The organism is Herbidospora sakaeratensis, assembly GCF_001570525.1.
Taxonomy (GTDB): Bacteria; Actinomycetota; Actinomycetes; order Streptosporangiales; family Streptosporangiaceae; genus Herbidospora; species Herbidospora sakaeratensis.
Genome location: NZ_BBXC01000020.1, coordinates 126,727 through 141,866 on the forward strand (window position 1 = coordinate 126,727; position 15,140 = coordinate 141,866).

Consider the following 15,140-nt stretch of genomic DNA (forward strand, 5'->3'; position numbering starts at 1 on the left):
TGAGGACCGCCAGTTCGCCACGAAGGGATTCCACCTTTGCGACGAATCGTCCCTGCGGTCGTGCTCACCCTCATTCCACTGACCGCCGTCCTGTCCCCGCGAGCGGCCGCCGCCGCGCCCGCCGATCCGCAGGTCGTCTTCAGCGAGGAGTTCGAGAACGGGATGGGCACGGCGCCTCTCATGGTGACCGACTACACCGGGCCCGCGCCGCACGCCATGACCTACACCGCCGACCCCGCCTGGCTGACCTCGTGCAACGGTCTCATCGCCAGCCGCCTCAACCCGGCCGTCGCGCCTCCGCTGGCGCAGCAGTGCGGCGGGTGGTGGCCGGTCGTGCGTGATCTGGCCGCCTCCCTGGGCCAGTGGGCCGGCGGCGACCCCGCCACGAACCACGCCGTGACGGCCTTCACGCACACGCCTCCCGGCGCCGGCAAGGTGCAGCTGGAGACGGAGAACCCGGTGTCCATCGGGAGCGGCAACCGGTTCGTCACCTTCTCGGTCGACGCGGCGGCGGTGAACTGCAACGTGGACCATCCGCTGATCGCGTTCTACCTGCTCGACGGGAACACCGCGATCCCGACGTTCAGCCAGCCCATCGACACCTGCGCCAACCCGGGGGCCGTGATCAACGGCATCTCGGTCGGCACCTACACGAGCGACGCGCCCGTCCTGTTCTCCGGGTCGCAGCTCGGCATCCGCCTGGTCAACACGCAGGGCGGCACCAACGGCAACGACGGGGCGATCGACAACGTGCGGGTGCTCGACGTGACCCCGGCGCTCGGCGTCTCCTACGCGCCGGGCAGCCCCGCGATCGGCCAGACCGCCACGCTCAAGCTGACCGTCACCAACACCTCGGAGTTGCGGGAGAAGGACGGCTGGTCGTTCAAGGTCGCGCTGCCCGACGGGCTGACCCCGGCCGGGGCCGCCACAAGCGACTGCGCCCAGCACTCGGTCTCGGTCGCCAACGGCGTCGTGTCCGCCGGAGGCGCCATCGGCGACGGCGTGACCAGCTGCACCGTGAACATCCCCGTGAAGGCCGGGGTCATCGGCGAGTACACGACCTGCCCGGCCGACGTCTCCGACCGGGTCGGCATCAACCCGCCCGCCGCCTGCGCGTCGGTGACCTTCGTCGCGCCGGAGCACAAGTTCGACGCGCACGCCCACGCCGCCAAGGTGACCGCGCCGCTGATCGGCGGGGCGGCGCTGGTTCCCTCCGACGTGACCTGCACGGCCACGCCCGGATCCGACCACGACTCGCTGCTGACCGCGATCCTCCCGGCCGTCGCCTCGCTCGGGGTGCTCACCACGGAGGCCGAGGGCACGGTGGGGCCCGACGGGCTGCGTACCGCGCGGGCGAAGGCCACCACCGCGAAGCTGAACCTGCTCAACGGCCTGATCACGGCTGAGGAGATCACCGCCCAGGCGACCGCGACCGCCACCGAGAGCGGGACCGTCACCACCTCGGGCACGACCACCTTCACCACGCTCAAGGTCAACGGGTCGACCGTCACGAACCCGCCGGTGAACCACACGATCACCATCCCGCTGGTGGCCAAGATCGTGCTCAACGAACGGGTGCCCTACGGGAACGGCACCGGCATCAAGGTCAACGCCGTCCACGTCACCACGATCGCCGGGGTGGACGTCGTCATCAGCCACGCCCGCGCCTCGCTGACCCTCCCGGGCCAGTCCTGTCCGTCGGCCTAGCCGGAGGACGACGGAAAGCCCAGGCGCCGATCACCTGGGCTTTCCGCTCATCGGGAGGTCAGCCTGCCTGGCAGGAGACCGTCGGCCACGTGCTGTTGCCGTTGCGCATGATCGTCACGCCCCAGTTGTTGCCGCTGCCGTTCGGGCGCGCGGTCAGCGTCTGGGCGTTGGGGTAGCTCGCGGAGATGTTCCAGGTCGAGCTGATCTTCGCGGGTGACGGCACGTTCATCGTGACCGTCCAGTTGCTCGAACCGCTCACCGAGACGTTCAGGTTGTAGCGGTCACTCCACGACTGGCCCGCCGACAACGACGCGGTGCAGCCGCCGCCGCCTCCGCCCCCGCCGTTGGTGGGGGTGGGCTGCGGGTTCGGGTTGCCGCCGCCGATCGTGATGTTGGAGCTGCCGCTGCTCTGGTAGCCCTCGGTCGCCATGATCATGTAGTCGTGGTTGCCGAGCTGCATGCCGGCCCGCGACCACGCGTCGAAGTGGTTGCCGGCCGTGATGGTGCCGCCGGTCTTCTTCGACTGCCGCACGCTCCAGAACTGCTTGAACGTCCGGGTGCCCTCGATCGACGGCGCGTTGGTGCGGGTCGTCTCGTAGATGTCGTAGGTGCCGCCGTCGCTGGTCACCGTGCCCTTGAAGGAGCCGGTCGGGCGGTAGGTGCCCCAGTTGTCGACGATGTAGTACTCGATCAGCGGGTTACGGGTCCACCCGTAGAGGGTCAGGTATGCGTTTCCCGACGGGTTGAAGCTGCCCGAGTACGAAACCGTGCGGCGGCCACCGGTCTGCCAGCCCTTGCCGGCGACGAAGTTGCCGGTGTTGCGCCACGAGGTGCTGTAGTTGCCCCCGGAACCGAGCTCCATCGAGACCGTGCCCTGCGAGTCGGTCCAGAAGGAGTACCAGTAGCCGTTGTTGTTACCGGTCTGGTTGGTGGTCACGGCTGCCTGGGCGACGCCCGGCAGCAGCGTGATCATGGCCATCACCGTGGCCCAGATTCCGGCGGCCGCTAAGCCTTTTTTCATGGGTGTGCTTCCTCCCTGCCTAAGGGGCTCGGAACGACCGACGGGAGCGGATCGGTATCCCCGAAAGTGTCGGCGGGGACCTCCGGGCTGTCAACAACTTTCAGAAACATCTCCGAAACCTGAATCCGCAGATCAGAGGCGAATTCGCAGGTCAGCGGTCATCAATCGAGACGGCTTCGTGATGCACACAGATGAATGCAGCGCTCTGCCAGAAGTCGCGGAAAGAAACTTTCGGGCCGGAAGCGAAAAGCCCGCTCCCCCGGGGCGGGGAGCGGGCTCGGGGCCGGGCGTCAGCGCTTGTGCTTCAGCGCCCACTCCAGGGCGTGGTCGGCGACGGCCTCCCAGCCGGGAGCGCCGCACGTCCAGTGGTCGCGGCCCTCGAACTCGTGGTAGTCGGTCAGGGCGGGCGAGTTCTTGTAGTGCTTGGCGTTCGACCGGTTCACCGACGGCGGCATGATGTGGTCCTTCTCGCCGGCGATGAACAGTAGCGGCGCGCGGTCGGCGTCGAAGTCGACCCACGTGTCCTGGTGGCCGGGCTTGAAGTTGGCGAACAGGCCGTACTCCCAGACCCAGTAGCCGGGGGCGGCGATCGCGTAGCGCTCCCAGACGGCGCGGGAGTCCTCCTCCGACAGGGTGTTGGTGAAGGCGTAGTGCCACTCCTCCGGCGTGAAGCCGACGGCGCGGTGCCGGTTGGCGGGGTTCTTCAGCGCCGGGAACAACGACCTGGCCTGCGAGATCGGGTTGACCCGCACGCCCTCGGTCGGGGCTGAGTCGATCACCACGCCGGCCGAACCGAGGCCCTTGGCCAGCAGCAGCTGGGTCAGCGTGCCGCCGAACGAGTGGCCGATGATGATCGGCGGCTCGGGCTCGGCCTCGATGACCGAGGCCAGGTGGGCGACCGTCTCGTTGACGGTCAGGTTGGCGATGACGTCGGGGTTCTCCCGCAGCGCCTCGACCTCGATGTCGAAGCCGGGGTAGGCCGGGGTGAGCACCTTCACGCCCTTGGACTCCAGGTAAGGAACCCAGGCCTCCCACGAACGGGGGGTGACCCACAGGCCGTGGACGAGTACGACGGTCGTCATGAGATGAACTCCAGGATGTCGGCGTGGAGGCGGTCGCGGTCGGTGTCGGGCAGGGCGTGGCCGCTGCCCTCGTACACCTTGAGGACGGCGCCGTCGATCAGGGCGGCCGAGCGCTTGCCGCCCACCTCGAACGGCACGATCTGGTCGTCGTCCCCGTGGATGACCAGCGTCGGGACGTCGATCTTGGCCAGGTCGGGGCGGAAGTCGGTGGCCGAGAACGCGGCGATGCACTCGTAGGCCGCCCGGTGCCCGCAGGCCATGCTCTGCAGCCAGAACGCGTCGCGGAAACCCTGCGCCACGTCGCCGCGCCGGTTGTGGCCGAAGAAGGGGCCGTCGGCCAGGTCGCGGTAGAGCTGCGAACGGTTCGCCAGCTCACCGGCCCTGATCCCGTCGAACACCTCGATCGGCAGGCCCTCGGGGTTGTCGTCGGTCTTCAGCATGAGCGGCGGGACCGCGCCGACGAGCACGACGCGGGAGACGCGCGAGGTGCCGTGCCGGCCGATGTAGTGGACGATCTCGCCGCCGCCGGTCGAGTGTCCGACGAGGGTGAGGTCGCGCAGGTCGAGGTGCTCGATCAGGCAGGCCAGGTCGTCGGCGTAGGTGTCCATCTCGTTGCCGTGCCAGGTCTGCGACGACCGGCCGTGGCCGCGCCGGTCGTGCGCGATCGCGCGGTGGCCGTTGGTGGCCATGAAGAGCGCCGAGGCCTCCCAGGCGTCGGCGTTCAGCGGCCAGCCGTGGCTGAACAGGACCGGGGAACCCTCGGTCCCCCAGTCCTTGTAGAAGATCCGCGCACCGTCATCCGCGGTGACAAAGGGCACTGTGGCCTCCTTGGCTCGAGTGGGGTGACTCGAGCGTCGCTCGGAGGCGGGTGCCTACGTACCACGCGATTCACGTAGTTTGTCGGCCAGTTGCCGGCGCGACGAGATGCCGAGTTTCTGAAACACCTTCCGCAGGTGGTAGTCGACGGTGTTGACGCTGAGGAACAGGTTGGCCGCGATCTCGGCGTTGGTGCGGCCCACGGCGGCCAGCCGGGCGATGGTCAGCTCCTGCGTGGTCAGGTCGGGCATCTCCGACCCGGCCGACGCCGCCGCCTTCAGCCCGGCCGCCTCCAGCTCCGCCTTCGCCCTCGGCACGAAGATGTCCGCGCCGCTGCGCTCGAACAGCCTGACCGCGATCTGCAGCTGCTCCCCGGCCTCCCGCCTGCGGCGCTGGCGGCGCAGCCATTCGCCGTAGAGGAGATGCGCCCTGGCCAGGTCGATCTCGGCGCAGGCCGGGCCGAGAAGCTCGACCGCCGACGTGTAGCAGCCCTCGGCGTCGGCGTCGTCGCTGATCAGCGCCAGCGACCGCAGGGCCACACCCCGGCACCAGTCCGACCCGTTCGCCTCGGCGCGCGTCAGGAGGTCGTCGACGAAGGGCCGGGCCTCGGCGGCGTGCCCGCTGCGGACGGCGGCCTCGACGAAGTCGGGATACTCGATCGGCGTCACCTGGAGGAACGGATTGAGCATCAGCGGCCGGAGCCGCTCGTACGCGTCGCGGTAGGCGCCCTCGGCGAGGTCGCGCAGGCCGACGGCCCCGACGGCGGTGGCGCCGACCCCGCCGAAGCCGAGCGCGTTGGCCCCGTCGGCGATCGCGAGCACGACGTGCCGGGGTGAGCCGGTCCAGCTCATCAGCGAGGCGTTGATGACGTGCTCCGCGTCGTAGCCCATCGCCAGGCGCACCTCGCGGACCTGCGCCATCGACTCCTCCGCGAGGCGGACCGAACCGCCCATCAGCTCGGTGAGGGAGATCACCCAGAGCAGGGTGTCGAGGGCCTGCAGCGCGCCCATCTCCCGGGCGGCCGCGGCGGCGCGGGCGAGCCCCGCGCGGCGTCTGTCGTCGTCCCACAGGAACGCGCCGAGCGCGGCGATGGCCGAGCCCATGTGCATCATCTCGTGGTCGGGCAGCGTCAGGATCGCGTCGAACGCGGCCCGGACGTGCGGCACCGCCTCGGCATAGGGGAGCAGGATGAGCGCGCCGATGCCCGCCAGGATCTCCCGGTCGGGCCCGTCGCCGACGGCCCCGGCGGTGATGCGCCGCCCCAGTTCCTCCTGGCTGATGCCGACCATCAGGCGGTCGGCGACCGCGCAGGCCTCGTAGGCCCGTAGCAGCGCGCGCCGCTCCCGTTCGAGATCGCGCCCCTGGAACGCGTCGGCCGCCCGGACCAGCTCGGCCGCGGCCGAGGGCAGCAGCCGCGCGTCGGCCGAGAACATGGCCAGCGCGCACCGCACGACGATGGCCCGGCCCTGCTCGACCGGGCCGACGGTGGTCTCGTCGACGAGGCCGAGCAGGTCGCCCGCGACGTGCACCGCGCCCACCGCGAGCGCCGCCTCGGCCGCGCCGACCAGGCGGGAGTTCTTGACCGGGCCCGGCGGGGTGAGCTCGGCGGCGCGGGTGAGGATGCTGGCCCGGGAGGCGAAGCCGCCCCGGCGGGCGGCCAGGTCGGCGGTGTGTTCGAGCCGGTCGGCGACGCGGGCGTCGGTGCCGATGGCGGCCTTGGCGGCGTGCCAGGCTTCGAGCTCGACCATGCCCAGCCCGGCCGCCGCCCTGGCGAGGCCCCGGTGGGTGCGCCTGCGGTCGGGGCCCGACGAGGCGTTGTAGGCGGCCGACCTGACCAGCGGGTGCCGGAACCGGACGGTCTCGTGCAGTTCCACCAGCCCGATCGCCTCGGCCCGTTCGGCCACCTCGTCGTCGAGGCCCAGCTCGCGGGCGGCCGAGGTGATCAGGTCGACGTTGCCGGTGGTGTCGGCGGCGGCGAGCAGGACCCAGAGGCGCACGTGGGGGTCGGTCTGCCCCAGACGGCGGGCGTAGTGGGCCTCCAGGCGGCGGCCGACCGGGATCGGGTCGCCGCCGAAGCCGAGGCCGGCCATGTCGCGGGCCTCTTCGGCCAGGTCGATCAGGGCCAGCGGGTTGCCGCCGGTGGCGCGGGCGATGGCCGCCGCCGACGCCGGGTCGATCGGCGCCGACAACGACCGCAGCAGCAGCGCGGTCGCGGGTTCCTGGGGAAGCCCTTCGAGCAGCAGCTCGGGCACCCCGGCGAGCCGGGAGGCGATGCCCTGCTCGTCGCGGGCGGCGAACAACAACGCCACCGGCTCGACCGCGATGCGCCGGGCCACGAACGCCATGACGTCGAGGCTCTCCTGGTCGAGCAGGTGGGCGTCGTCGACGGCGCAGACGATCGGCACGTCGCCCGCCGCCGCCGCGAACAAGCCCAGCACGCCGAGGCCGACCAGGAACCGGTCGGGCGGCGGCCCCTCGGCCAGGCCGGAGGCGACCCTGATGGCCTCGCGCTGCCGGTCGGGCAGGGCCCCCAGGTGGTCGCTCAACGGGATCGTCAGCCGCTGGATGGCCGCGAACGGCAACTCCATCTCCGACTCGAAACCGTCGAGCCGGATCATCCGGAGCCCGGCCACGCCGGTGGTCGTCGCCTCCAGCAGCGCCGTCTTGCCTATCCCCGGCTCCCCGGTGATGAGCAGCGACCCGCCATGACCGTTGCGCGCGTTGCCGAGCAGCAGTTCCAGCCGCCGCCGCTCGTCATCCCGCCCGAGGAGCCTTAACACGGACCAATCACACCAGATCCCTCCTGCGTCCCGGAAGGCAGAGCCACGCTGACACCAGACCGCCGACGAGGCACACCGCCCACAACGCCCATTCGTTGTACGCGTACACCAGCCCGCCGAGGATCGGGCCCACCCCGGTGCCCGCCGTGATGGCCGCCTGGTAGAGGCCCTGGTATCGGCCGCCCAGGTGCGGCGGGGCCAGGCCGCCCAGGTAGGCGCTGGCCATGGCGGCGTAGAGCATCTCGCCGAGGGTCCAGACGACGACGGTCGCGCCGAGCCAGCCCAGGTCGCCGAAGAAGCCGGTCATCGCCAGACCGACGCCGGTCAGCAGGTTGCCCAGGGCCAGCACCGCGCCGGGCGACCGCCGCGAGACCAGCCCGGTCAGCGGCAGTTCCAGGGCCAGGACCAGCACCCCGTTCAGGCCCATCAGCAGACCGAAGTCGGCCGGGGTCATCTGCTCGGCGTCGATGTGCAGCGGCAGGCCGACCGTCGCCTGGATGTAGACGAACTCGGCGATCAGCGTCATCACCAGGAACCGCCGCAGGCGGCGGTCGGCCAGGGCCCGCCGGTAGCCGCCCTTCGGCTCGTCGTCGGGCGACTCCTCGACCGCCTGCGGCACGTCGCGCAGCGCCACCGCCGCGATCACCGCCAGCAGCAGGCAGGCGGCCGCGTTGCCGACGAAGAGGGTCTCGTAGGAGACGGTCGCCAGGAAGCCGCCGAGCACGCCGCCGGCCGCCGCGCCGATGTTCATGGCGAAGCGGTGCACCGCGAAGGCGGCCAGCCGCTCCTGGTCGGTGTGGGTGGCGTCGACGAGCAGCGCGGCGGCGGCCGGGCGGTAGATCTGCGCGGTCGTGCCGGCTGCGAAGGCCAGCAGGATCAGCATCGGCAGGTCGTCGAACAGCGGGATGGCCGCCGTCGGGCCCGCCGTGGTGACCATCGACAACACGATCGTCCAGCGGCGGCCGAGCCGGTCGGCCAGGTAGCCGCCGATCGTGCTGCCCAGCACGTTGCCCAGCCCGGCCGCGCCCAGCACCAGCCCGGCCGCCGCCGGGGCGATGTCGCGGCTGGTCAGGAACAGCACCATGAAGACCGGCAGGAAGTTGCCGATCCGGACCACCAGGATCCCGGCGCTCACGATCCACACCGTCGGCGGCAGCCGGCGGATGGTGTCGCGGAACCGGGGCGCGCTCTCCGGCGGGTTCACCGTCATGGGGCCGCCTCGGTGTGGATGCGCACCAGCGCGGCCAGCCGCTCGGCGTTGGCGACGGCCTCCGCGACGGTGCCGCCGCGCGCCAGGACGTAACCCACCCGTTCGTCGCTCCAGGTCAGCTCGACGACCTCGCCGCCGGGCTCGACCGTGATCTCCAGCTCGACGAGCGCCGGGTCGCGCCGGGCCTCCTCGACGCCGGTGATCTCGACGACCCGTCCGGGCGCGGGGGTGAGGAAACGGATCGCCGCCCCCGCCCTCGGCGCGGGCGGCTCGGTGAGCGGCTCGACCACGCCGAGGCGGGCGCCGATGGCGTGGCGGTCCATGTCGACGCCGTAGGCGATCTCGGTCAGCTCGTTGATGCGGTCGCCGCCGATGCGGGCGTGCCCCTCGACGACGCGCGGGCCCCGAGCGGTCAGCTTGACCTCGGTGTGCCCGGGGCCGTGGCGCAGCCCGACCGCGTCGAGGAAGCGCACGACCAGCTCGGTCGCCTCTCTGAGCTGCTCTTCGGGGTGCACGCTCGGCGCGGAGTGGCCCACCTCGACGAAGCCGGGGCCGCCGAGCACCTTGTCGGTGATGCCGACCACGACGTGGCGGCCGTCGTAACTGAGGGTCTCGACGCTGATCTCGGGGCCGTCGAGGAACTCCTCCATGAGGAACCGGTCGAGCGGGGCGACCAAGTCGGCGGGGTCGAACCGGGCCTCGATGTCGCGTAACCGGCCCGGGACGGCGACCAGGTCGGCCTCGTCGCGGACGGCGAACACGCCGATGCTGCCGGCCTCGCAGACCGGCTTCACGAAGATCGGGTAGCCGTGTTCGGCGACGAACTTGCGCAGGTCGTCGACGTTCTCGCCGACGGCCGCCGCGACCGGGGAGACGTCGAGCGCGTTGAGGTGGGCGCGCATCCGCCCCTTGTCGAGCAGCAGCTCGACGGTCTCCACGGTGTAGCCGCCGAGCCCGAGCATGCGGTCGGCCTCGGCGGCGGGCTGCACGCCCAGTTCGTACAGGGAGACGACCGCGTCGACGGGGTGGGCCTCGTCGAGCGCCCGGAGCAGCGGCAGCAGGGTGGCGGTGTCCATGTAGTCGAGCAGGAGGGCCTGGTCGACGTAGGGGTGGTGCTCCTTGTCGTACTGGCGGGGGGTCTGGACGTAGACGACGCGCAGGCCGAGTTCGTGCGCCTTGCGGACCAGTTTGGGCTTGCCGCCGATGATGACGACGGTGCGTTTGTCGCGGATGGTGAACGGCTCCTTCGCCAGGGCGTGACGGTCGACCTTGCCCGATCGGTTGAGCGGCAGGCGGTCGAGCCAGATGTGGAACCTCGGCAACATGTGGCCGGGGAGCTTGGCGGCGAGAGTCTCGGCGAGGTCGTCTCTCGGCGTGCCGGCCAGGTAGGCCACGATGGCGGCCCCTCCGGGGGCGTCGTGGCGGACCAGCACGGCGGCGTCGACGACGCCGGGACAGTCGCGCAGGGCGTGCTCGACCTCGCCGATCTCGACCCGGAAACCGCTGATCTTGACCTGGTCGTCGATGCGGCCGACGAAGACGAACTCGCCGTCGGGGCGGCGGCGCACGCGGTCGCCGGTGGCGTACATGCGGGCGCCGGGGACGCCGGAGAACGGGTCGGGCACGAAGACCTGCGCGGTGCGGCCCGGCAGGCCCAGGTAGCCCCGGGCCAGGCCCGCGCCGCCGATGTACAGCTGGCCCTCGGGGGCCGGGTCGAGGTTCTCGTCGAGCACGTAGGCGCGGGTGTTCCTGATCGGGGCGCCGATCGGCGCCCAGCGCGGGGTGCCGGGCCCGCAGCGGTGCCACAGCGGGGCGACCGTCGTCTCGGTGGGGCCGTAGCCGTTGGCGACCACCAGGCCGTCGACGTCGGCCAGACCCGGGCCGTCGAGCTGCGAGCCGCCGGTGATCACCAGCCGCACGCCGGCCTCGGCCAACCTCGGCAGCAGCACCTGGCCGTAGGGGCCCAGCACGGCGGCCGGGATCTCCAGCGCGGTCGCGCCGAGGGCGCGCACGGCGTGGACCATGCGGGTGGCGGGCAACTCGCCCGCCTCGGGCACGGCCACCGTGCCGCCGTGACAGAGCGGCATGAGCACGTCGTGCATGGAGCTGTCGACGGTGACGGCCAGCGTCCACAACATGACGTCGCCGGGGCGGATCAGGTCGAGGTCGTCGGCCGAGGCGAGCATCAGGTTGAGCAGCCCCTCGTGGGGCACCCCGACGACCTTCGGACGGCCCGTCGACCCCGACGTGGTGATCGCGTAGGCCAGGTCGAGCGGATGGGGCGACCCCAGCTCGCCGACCTCCTCGTCGGCCAGCGCCGGGTCGCCGAGAACGGACGCGTCGACGACGTGGCGGCAGCCGGTGTCGTGCAGGATCTCCCCGTTGCGCGGATCGTCCGGGTCGAGCGGCAGGCAGGCCGCGCCCGACCGCAGGATGCCGACGACACCGGTCAGCGCCTCGGCACTACGCGGCGCGATCAGCGCGACGACGTCGCCCGGCCCGGCCCCGAGGCGGCGCAGCCGGGCGGCGAGGCGGGCCGTGGCGGCGCCGAACTCGGCGTAGGTCCACGTGTGGCCGGCGGTGCGCACGGCCGGGGCGTCCGGTCGTTCGCGCAGCTGCCGTTCGAAGAGGTCGAGCACGGTCCGCGTCACGCGTCCTCCCGCAGGCTCCGGGGACGCATGTCGGTCCAGACGGCGTCGATGTGGGCCAGGCACCCGGCCTTCGGCCCGCTGTGGCCGATGGCCGTCCAGCCCGCCGGGACGGGGCGGCCGACCGGCCAGATCGAGTACTGGCCCTCGTCGTTGACCACGACCTCGAACTCGCCCTCATCGAACATCAGGCACCTCTTCCACCGCCCATGAGATGGCTTGCGGGAGCATCGACTGCCAGGCGGCGTAGGTGTGGCCGCCGTCTCCGTACTCCTCGCGGACCGTGTGGCCGCGTGCGGCGAGGTCGGCGGCGGTGTGCTTCACCGCCGCGACCAGGCTCGATCCGTCGTCGAGCACGATGTCGGCCTCGTCGCGGCCGGCCGACAGGAACAACCGCGACGGCGCGGCCGACGGGCCGAGGTCGTGCTCGGTCAGCGGCCCCGACATGGCCACCGCGCCCGCGAACCGGTCGGGACGGCGCAGCGCGGCCCTGAGCGCGGCCACCGCGCCCAGGCTCGCGCCCACCACCGTGGCCCGGCCGTCGATCTCCAGCTCGGCCAACTGGTCGGGGTAGCCGTCGTCGAGCAGCTCCCGGCGGCGCGACGGCCAGTCGGAAGGGCTGACGAAGACCGCCCTGACCGGCGGCACGCGGCCCTCGCGGACGAGCCGGTCGAGGATCGCGGGCAGCCGCATCACGTCGACGAACTCCGACCCGTCGAGCACGACCAGGGTGCGCTCGGGGCGGCCGGCGGACTCGTACACGTCGGTGCGCAGGCCGCGCCACGTGCCGCGCTCCAGCGTCGCGCCGGGCCCGACCCCGGGCAGGCTCTCGGCCAGCAGACCGGCGGCGTAGGCCGCCGGGGTGCGCCGCGCCATCATCAGCCGCAGCGGCACCTCGCGGCCGAGCAACCGCCGGACGGCGGCGGTCGCGCGCGGCACCAGCAGCGAGTGGCCGCCGTTTTCGAAGAAGTCGGCGTCGGCCGCGAGCGGCCGGCCGAGCACCTGCGACCACGCCTCGGCGACCCGCGCCTCCAGCCCCGACTCCGCCGGCGGCGCGGCCGTCTTCGCCGCCGTGACCGGCGGCAACGCGGCGCGGTCGACCTTGTTGTTGGCGGTCAGCGGGATCGCCGCGACCCGCACGACGTGATCGGGCAGCATGTACGCCGGCAGCGTCGCCCGCAACCGCCCCCGCAGTTCCGAGGCGTCGCCCGAGGTCACGACGTAGGCCACCAGCGCGGGCCCGGTCGGCAGGTCGGCCCGCACCACGACGGCCGAGGTCGCGCCGTGACGCAGCAGCGTGTGCTCGATCTCGCTCGTCTCGATGCGGTAGCCGCGGATCTTCACCTGCCGGTCGGCCCGGCCGAGGAAGTCGATCGCCCCATCGGGCAGCCGGCGGCCCACGTCGCCGGTCCGGTACATGCGCCCGCCCCCGCCGTCGGGATCGGGCACGAACGCCTCGGCGGTCAGCCCCGGCCGCCCGTGGTAGCCGAGGGCCAGCCCGTCGCCCGACAGGTAGATCTCTCCGCGCATGCCGACCGGCACCGGGTTGAGGTCGCGGTCGAGCACGCGCACCCGCGTGTAGGGGATGGCGTGCCCGATCGGCACCCGCCCCGACCACGTGCCGCCCCGGAAGACGGTGGCGAACACGGTGCTCTCGGTCGGGCCGTAGGAGGCCATCACCTGGCAGCGCGGCAGCGCCTCGCGGGCGGCCGAGAAGCTCTTCGGGTTGACGACGTCGCCGCCCACGACCAGCTGCCGGAGTCGCGACAGCCCCCGCAGGCCGCGTTCGACGAGCAGGTCGAGCTGGGGCGACACGAGCTTCAGGGTGCTCACGTCGTGGGCCCGCACCACCTCTTCGAGGTCTTCCAGCAGGGCCCCGGTGCCCGTGACGACGACCGTGCCGCCGTGGGCCAGCGGACCCCATTCGAGCACCGAGACGTCGAACGTCAACGGCCCGGCCTGCAAAAACGTGGTGCCCGGACCGATGTCGAGGTAGTCGGGCGCCCCGGCGACGAGCCGGCTCAGCGCCGAGTGGGGGATCGCGACCGACTTCGGCACGCCGGTCGACCCGGAGGTCGAGATCAGGTAGGCCAGATCACCCGGCCGCGCCGCGAGCGGCGGGTTCTCCGCGTCGTACGCCGCCAGGTCGATCTCGTCGAGCACCGTCGCGCCGGGCACCCGGTGCCGGAGCGACGCGCTCGCGACGGTGAGGACCGCGCCGGAGTCGTCGAGCAGGAACCGCAGCCGGTCGGCCGGGAACGCCGGGTCGAGCGGGAAGTAGGCCGCGCCGCGCTTGAGGATCGCCAGCAGCACCACGAACCGGTCGATGGTCGGTTTCAGGCAGACCGCCACGACCGACCCGCGCCCCACCCCGCGCTCGGCCAGGTAGCCGGCCAGCCGGTTGGCCCGCCGGTTCAGTCCCCCGTACGACAACTCGCCGCCCTCCCCCGTGACGGCGGCGGCCTGGGGACGCAGCGCCGCCTGCGCCTCCACCAGTTCGACCACGGTGGTGCGCGGCGCCGGGAGGGCCGGCTCCGACGGCACGCCGGTCAGGCCGAGCTCGCCCAGCGGCCGGTCGGGCTCGGCGACGCCCCGTTCGAGGAGCTCGACGTAGCGCCCGGCCAGGGACCTGATCGTCGCCTCGTCGAACAACGACGGCCGGTAGACGAAAGCGGCGCGCAGCCGCCCGTCGACCACCTGCGTGGTCAGCGACAGGTCGAACCGGGCGGTGACCGGCAGGTCGGGATACCACCAGACGGGCGCGCCGGGCGCGCTCGCCAGGGCGGTGCGGTCGCCGGCGTGGTTCACCACCACGTCGAAGATCGGGTTGTGCCGGTCGTCGGTCCCGGCGTTCACCGCGCCGACGATCTGCTCGAACGGCACGTCCTGGCGGGCGTCGGCGGTCATCCACACGTCACGCGTGCGGGTCAGCAGTTCCCGGAACGTCAGCCCCCGGCCGCCCACGTCGACCCGCAGGACCAGCGTGTTGACGAAGAAGCCGACCAGGTCGTGCAGCTCCGGCCGGGGCCGGTCGGAGACGATCGCGCCGATGACGACGTCGTCCTGGCCGCCGAACGCGCCGAGCGTGGTGACCAACGCCGCCGTCACCACCACGGCGGTGCTCGACCTGGCCCGCCACGCCAGCGCGGTCAGCGCCGACGTGGTCTCCTCCGGCAGCTCCACCACGACGCTCCGGCCGGCGCCGTCGACGGTCGTCGTGCGCGGCCGGTCGGTCGGCAACTCCAGCCGGGAGTGGCCGTCGAGGCTCTTGGCGATCTGCTCCAGCCCGCCGGTGTCGGGCATGCGCCGCTGCCAGGCCGCGTAGTCGCCGTATTGCACGGCCAGGCCGGGCAGGTCGGGCTCGCGGGCTTCGCGTGCGGCGTCGTACAACTCGAACAGGTCGCGGGCCAGGACGTCCATCGACCACCGGTCGGTGACGATGTGGTGCATGGCCATGAACAGGCCCGGCCCGTCGTCGAGCTCGGCCGCGACCACCCGCACGAGCGGGGGCCGCGACAGGTCGAACGGCTCAGACGCGGCCCGCTCCACGGCCTCCCGCCAGGCGGCGCCCGCCCACACGACGGGGATCTCGGCCGTGTCGGCGACCTCCTGCGCGACCAGGCCGTCGGCGTCGAGGACGAACCCGCTGCGCAGGACGTCGTGACGCCGGGTCAGCCCGGCCAGCGCGGCGGCCAGCGCCGAGGGGTCGAGCCACGCCGGGAACCGCCAGCCTCCGGTGATGTGGTACTGGTCGTGAGACGACTCCAGCTGGCGCAACCACCACAGGCGCTCCTGCCCCGCCGACAGCGGGAACCGGCGACGCGAGGGGTCACGGTGCAACGGGAACGGATTCGTCGGACGTGGCTCGAACCTCGG

General features: G+C 72.5%; 9 protein-coding genes. 1 reads left to right on the top strand and 8 read right to left on the bottom strand.

The window, feature by feature from the left end; genetic code table 11:
• Positions 1–36 precede the first annotated feature (36 nt).
• Entirely contained in the window at positions 37–1,707 is a 1,671-nt protein-coding gene (locus AW271_RS30980) for a choice-of-anchor P family protein (protein ID WP_157554803.1), read from the top strand.
• 58 nt (positions 1,708–1,765) lie between these two features.
• On the opposite strand, the gene xynA is transcribed toward AW271_RS30980, so the two are convergent.
• The 8 genes from xynA to AW271_RS31020 all read right to left on the bottom strand — a co-directional run bounded on the left by xynA (position 1,766) and on the right by AW271_RS31020 (position 15,104).
• A complete protein-coding gene (xynA, locus tag AW271_RS30985) occupies positions 1,766–2,728 on the bottom strand; it encodes an endo-1,4-beta-xylanase XynA (protein WP_062341147.1) in 963 nt (320 codons plus the stop codon).
• Between the two features lie 290 nt (positions 2,729–3,018).
• Entirely contained in the window at positions 3,019–3,810 is a 792-nt protein-coding gene (locus AW271_RS30990) for an alpha/beta hydrolase (RefSeq protein ID WP_062341148.1), read from the bottom strand.
• A complete protein-coding gene (locus tag AW271_RS30995) occupies positions 3,807–4,628 on the bottom strand; it encodes an alpha/beta fold hydrolase (RefSeq protein ID WP_062341149.1) in 822 nt (273 codons plus the stop codon). Before AW271_RS30995 ends, AW271_RS30990 begins: the two co-directional genes overlap by 4 nt.
• 54 nt (positions 4,629–4,682) lie before the next feature.
• On the bottom strand, positions 4,683–7,406 hold the full coding sequence (locus AW271_RS31000) for a helix-turn-helix transcriptional regulator (protein ID WP_062341150.1): 2,724 nt from the start codon (positions 7,404–7,406) through the stop codon (positions 4,683–4,685).
• A gap of 7 nt (positions 7,407–7,413) precedes the next feature.
• On the bottom strand, positions 7,414–8,616 hold the full coding sequence (locus tag AW271_RS31005) for an MFS transporter (RefSeq protein WP_062341151.1): 1,203 nt from the start codon (positions 8,614–8,616) through the stop codon (positions 7,414–7,416).
• Positions 8,613–11,267, bottom strand: a complete 2,655-nt coding sequence (locus AW271_RS41705; RefSeq protein WP_218008222.1) for an AMP-binding protein — start codon at positions 11,265–11,267, stop codon at positions 8,613–8,615. Before AW271_RS41705 ends, AW271_RS31005 begins: the two co-directional genes overlap by 4 nt.
• Positions 11,264–11,452 carry an MbtH family protein gene (locus AW271_RS31015; protein ID WP_062341152.1) on the bottom strand — a complete coding sequence of 63 codons (189 nt, stop codon included), beginning with the start codon at positions 11,450–11,452 and terminating at the stop codon, positions 11,264–11,266. Before AW271_RS31015 ends, AW271_RS41705 begins: the two co-directional genes overlap by 4 nt.
• The gene (locus tag AW271_RS31020) at positions 11,442–15,104 is read right to left on the bottom strand and encodes a non-ribosomal peptide synthetase (protein ID WP_062341153.1); all 3,663 of its coding nucleotides are present in this window, start codon (positions 15,102–15,104) and stop codon (positions 11,442–11,444) included. The genes AW271_RS31015 and AW271_RS31020 overlap by 11 nt, the downstream gene beginning before the upstream one ends.
• Between the last annotated feature and the right edge of the window lie 36 nt (positions 15,105–15,140).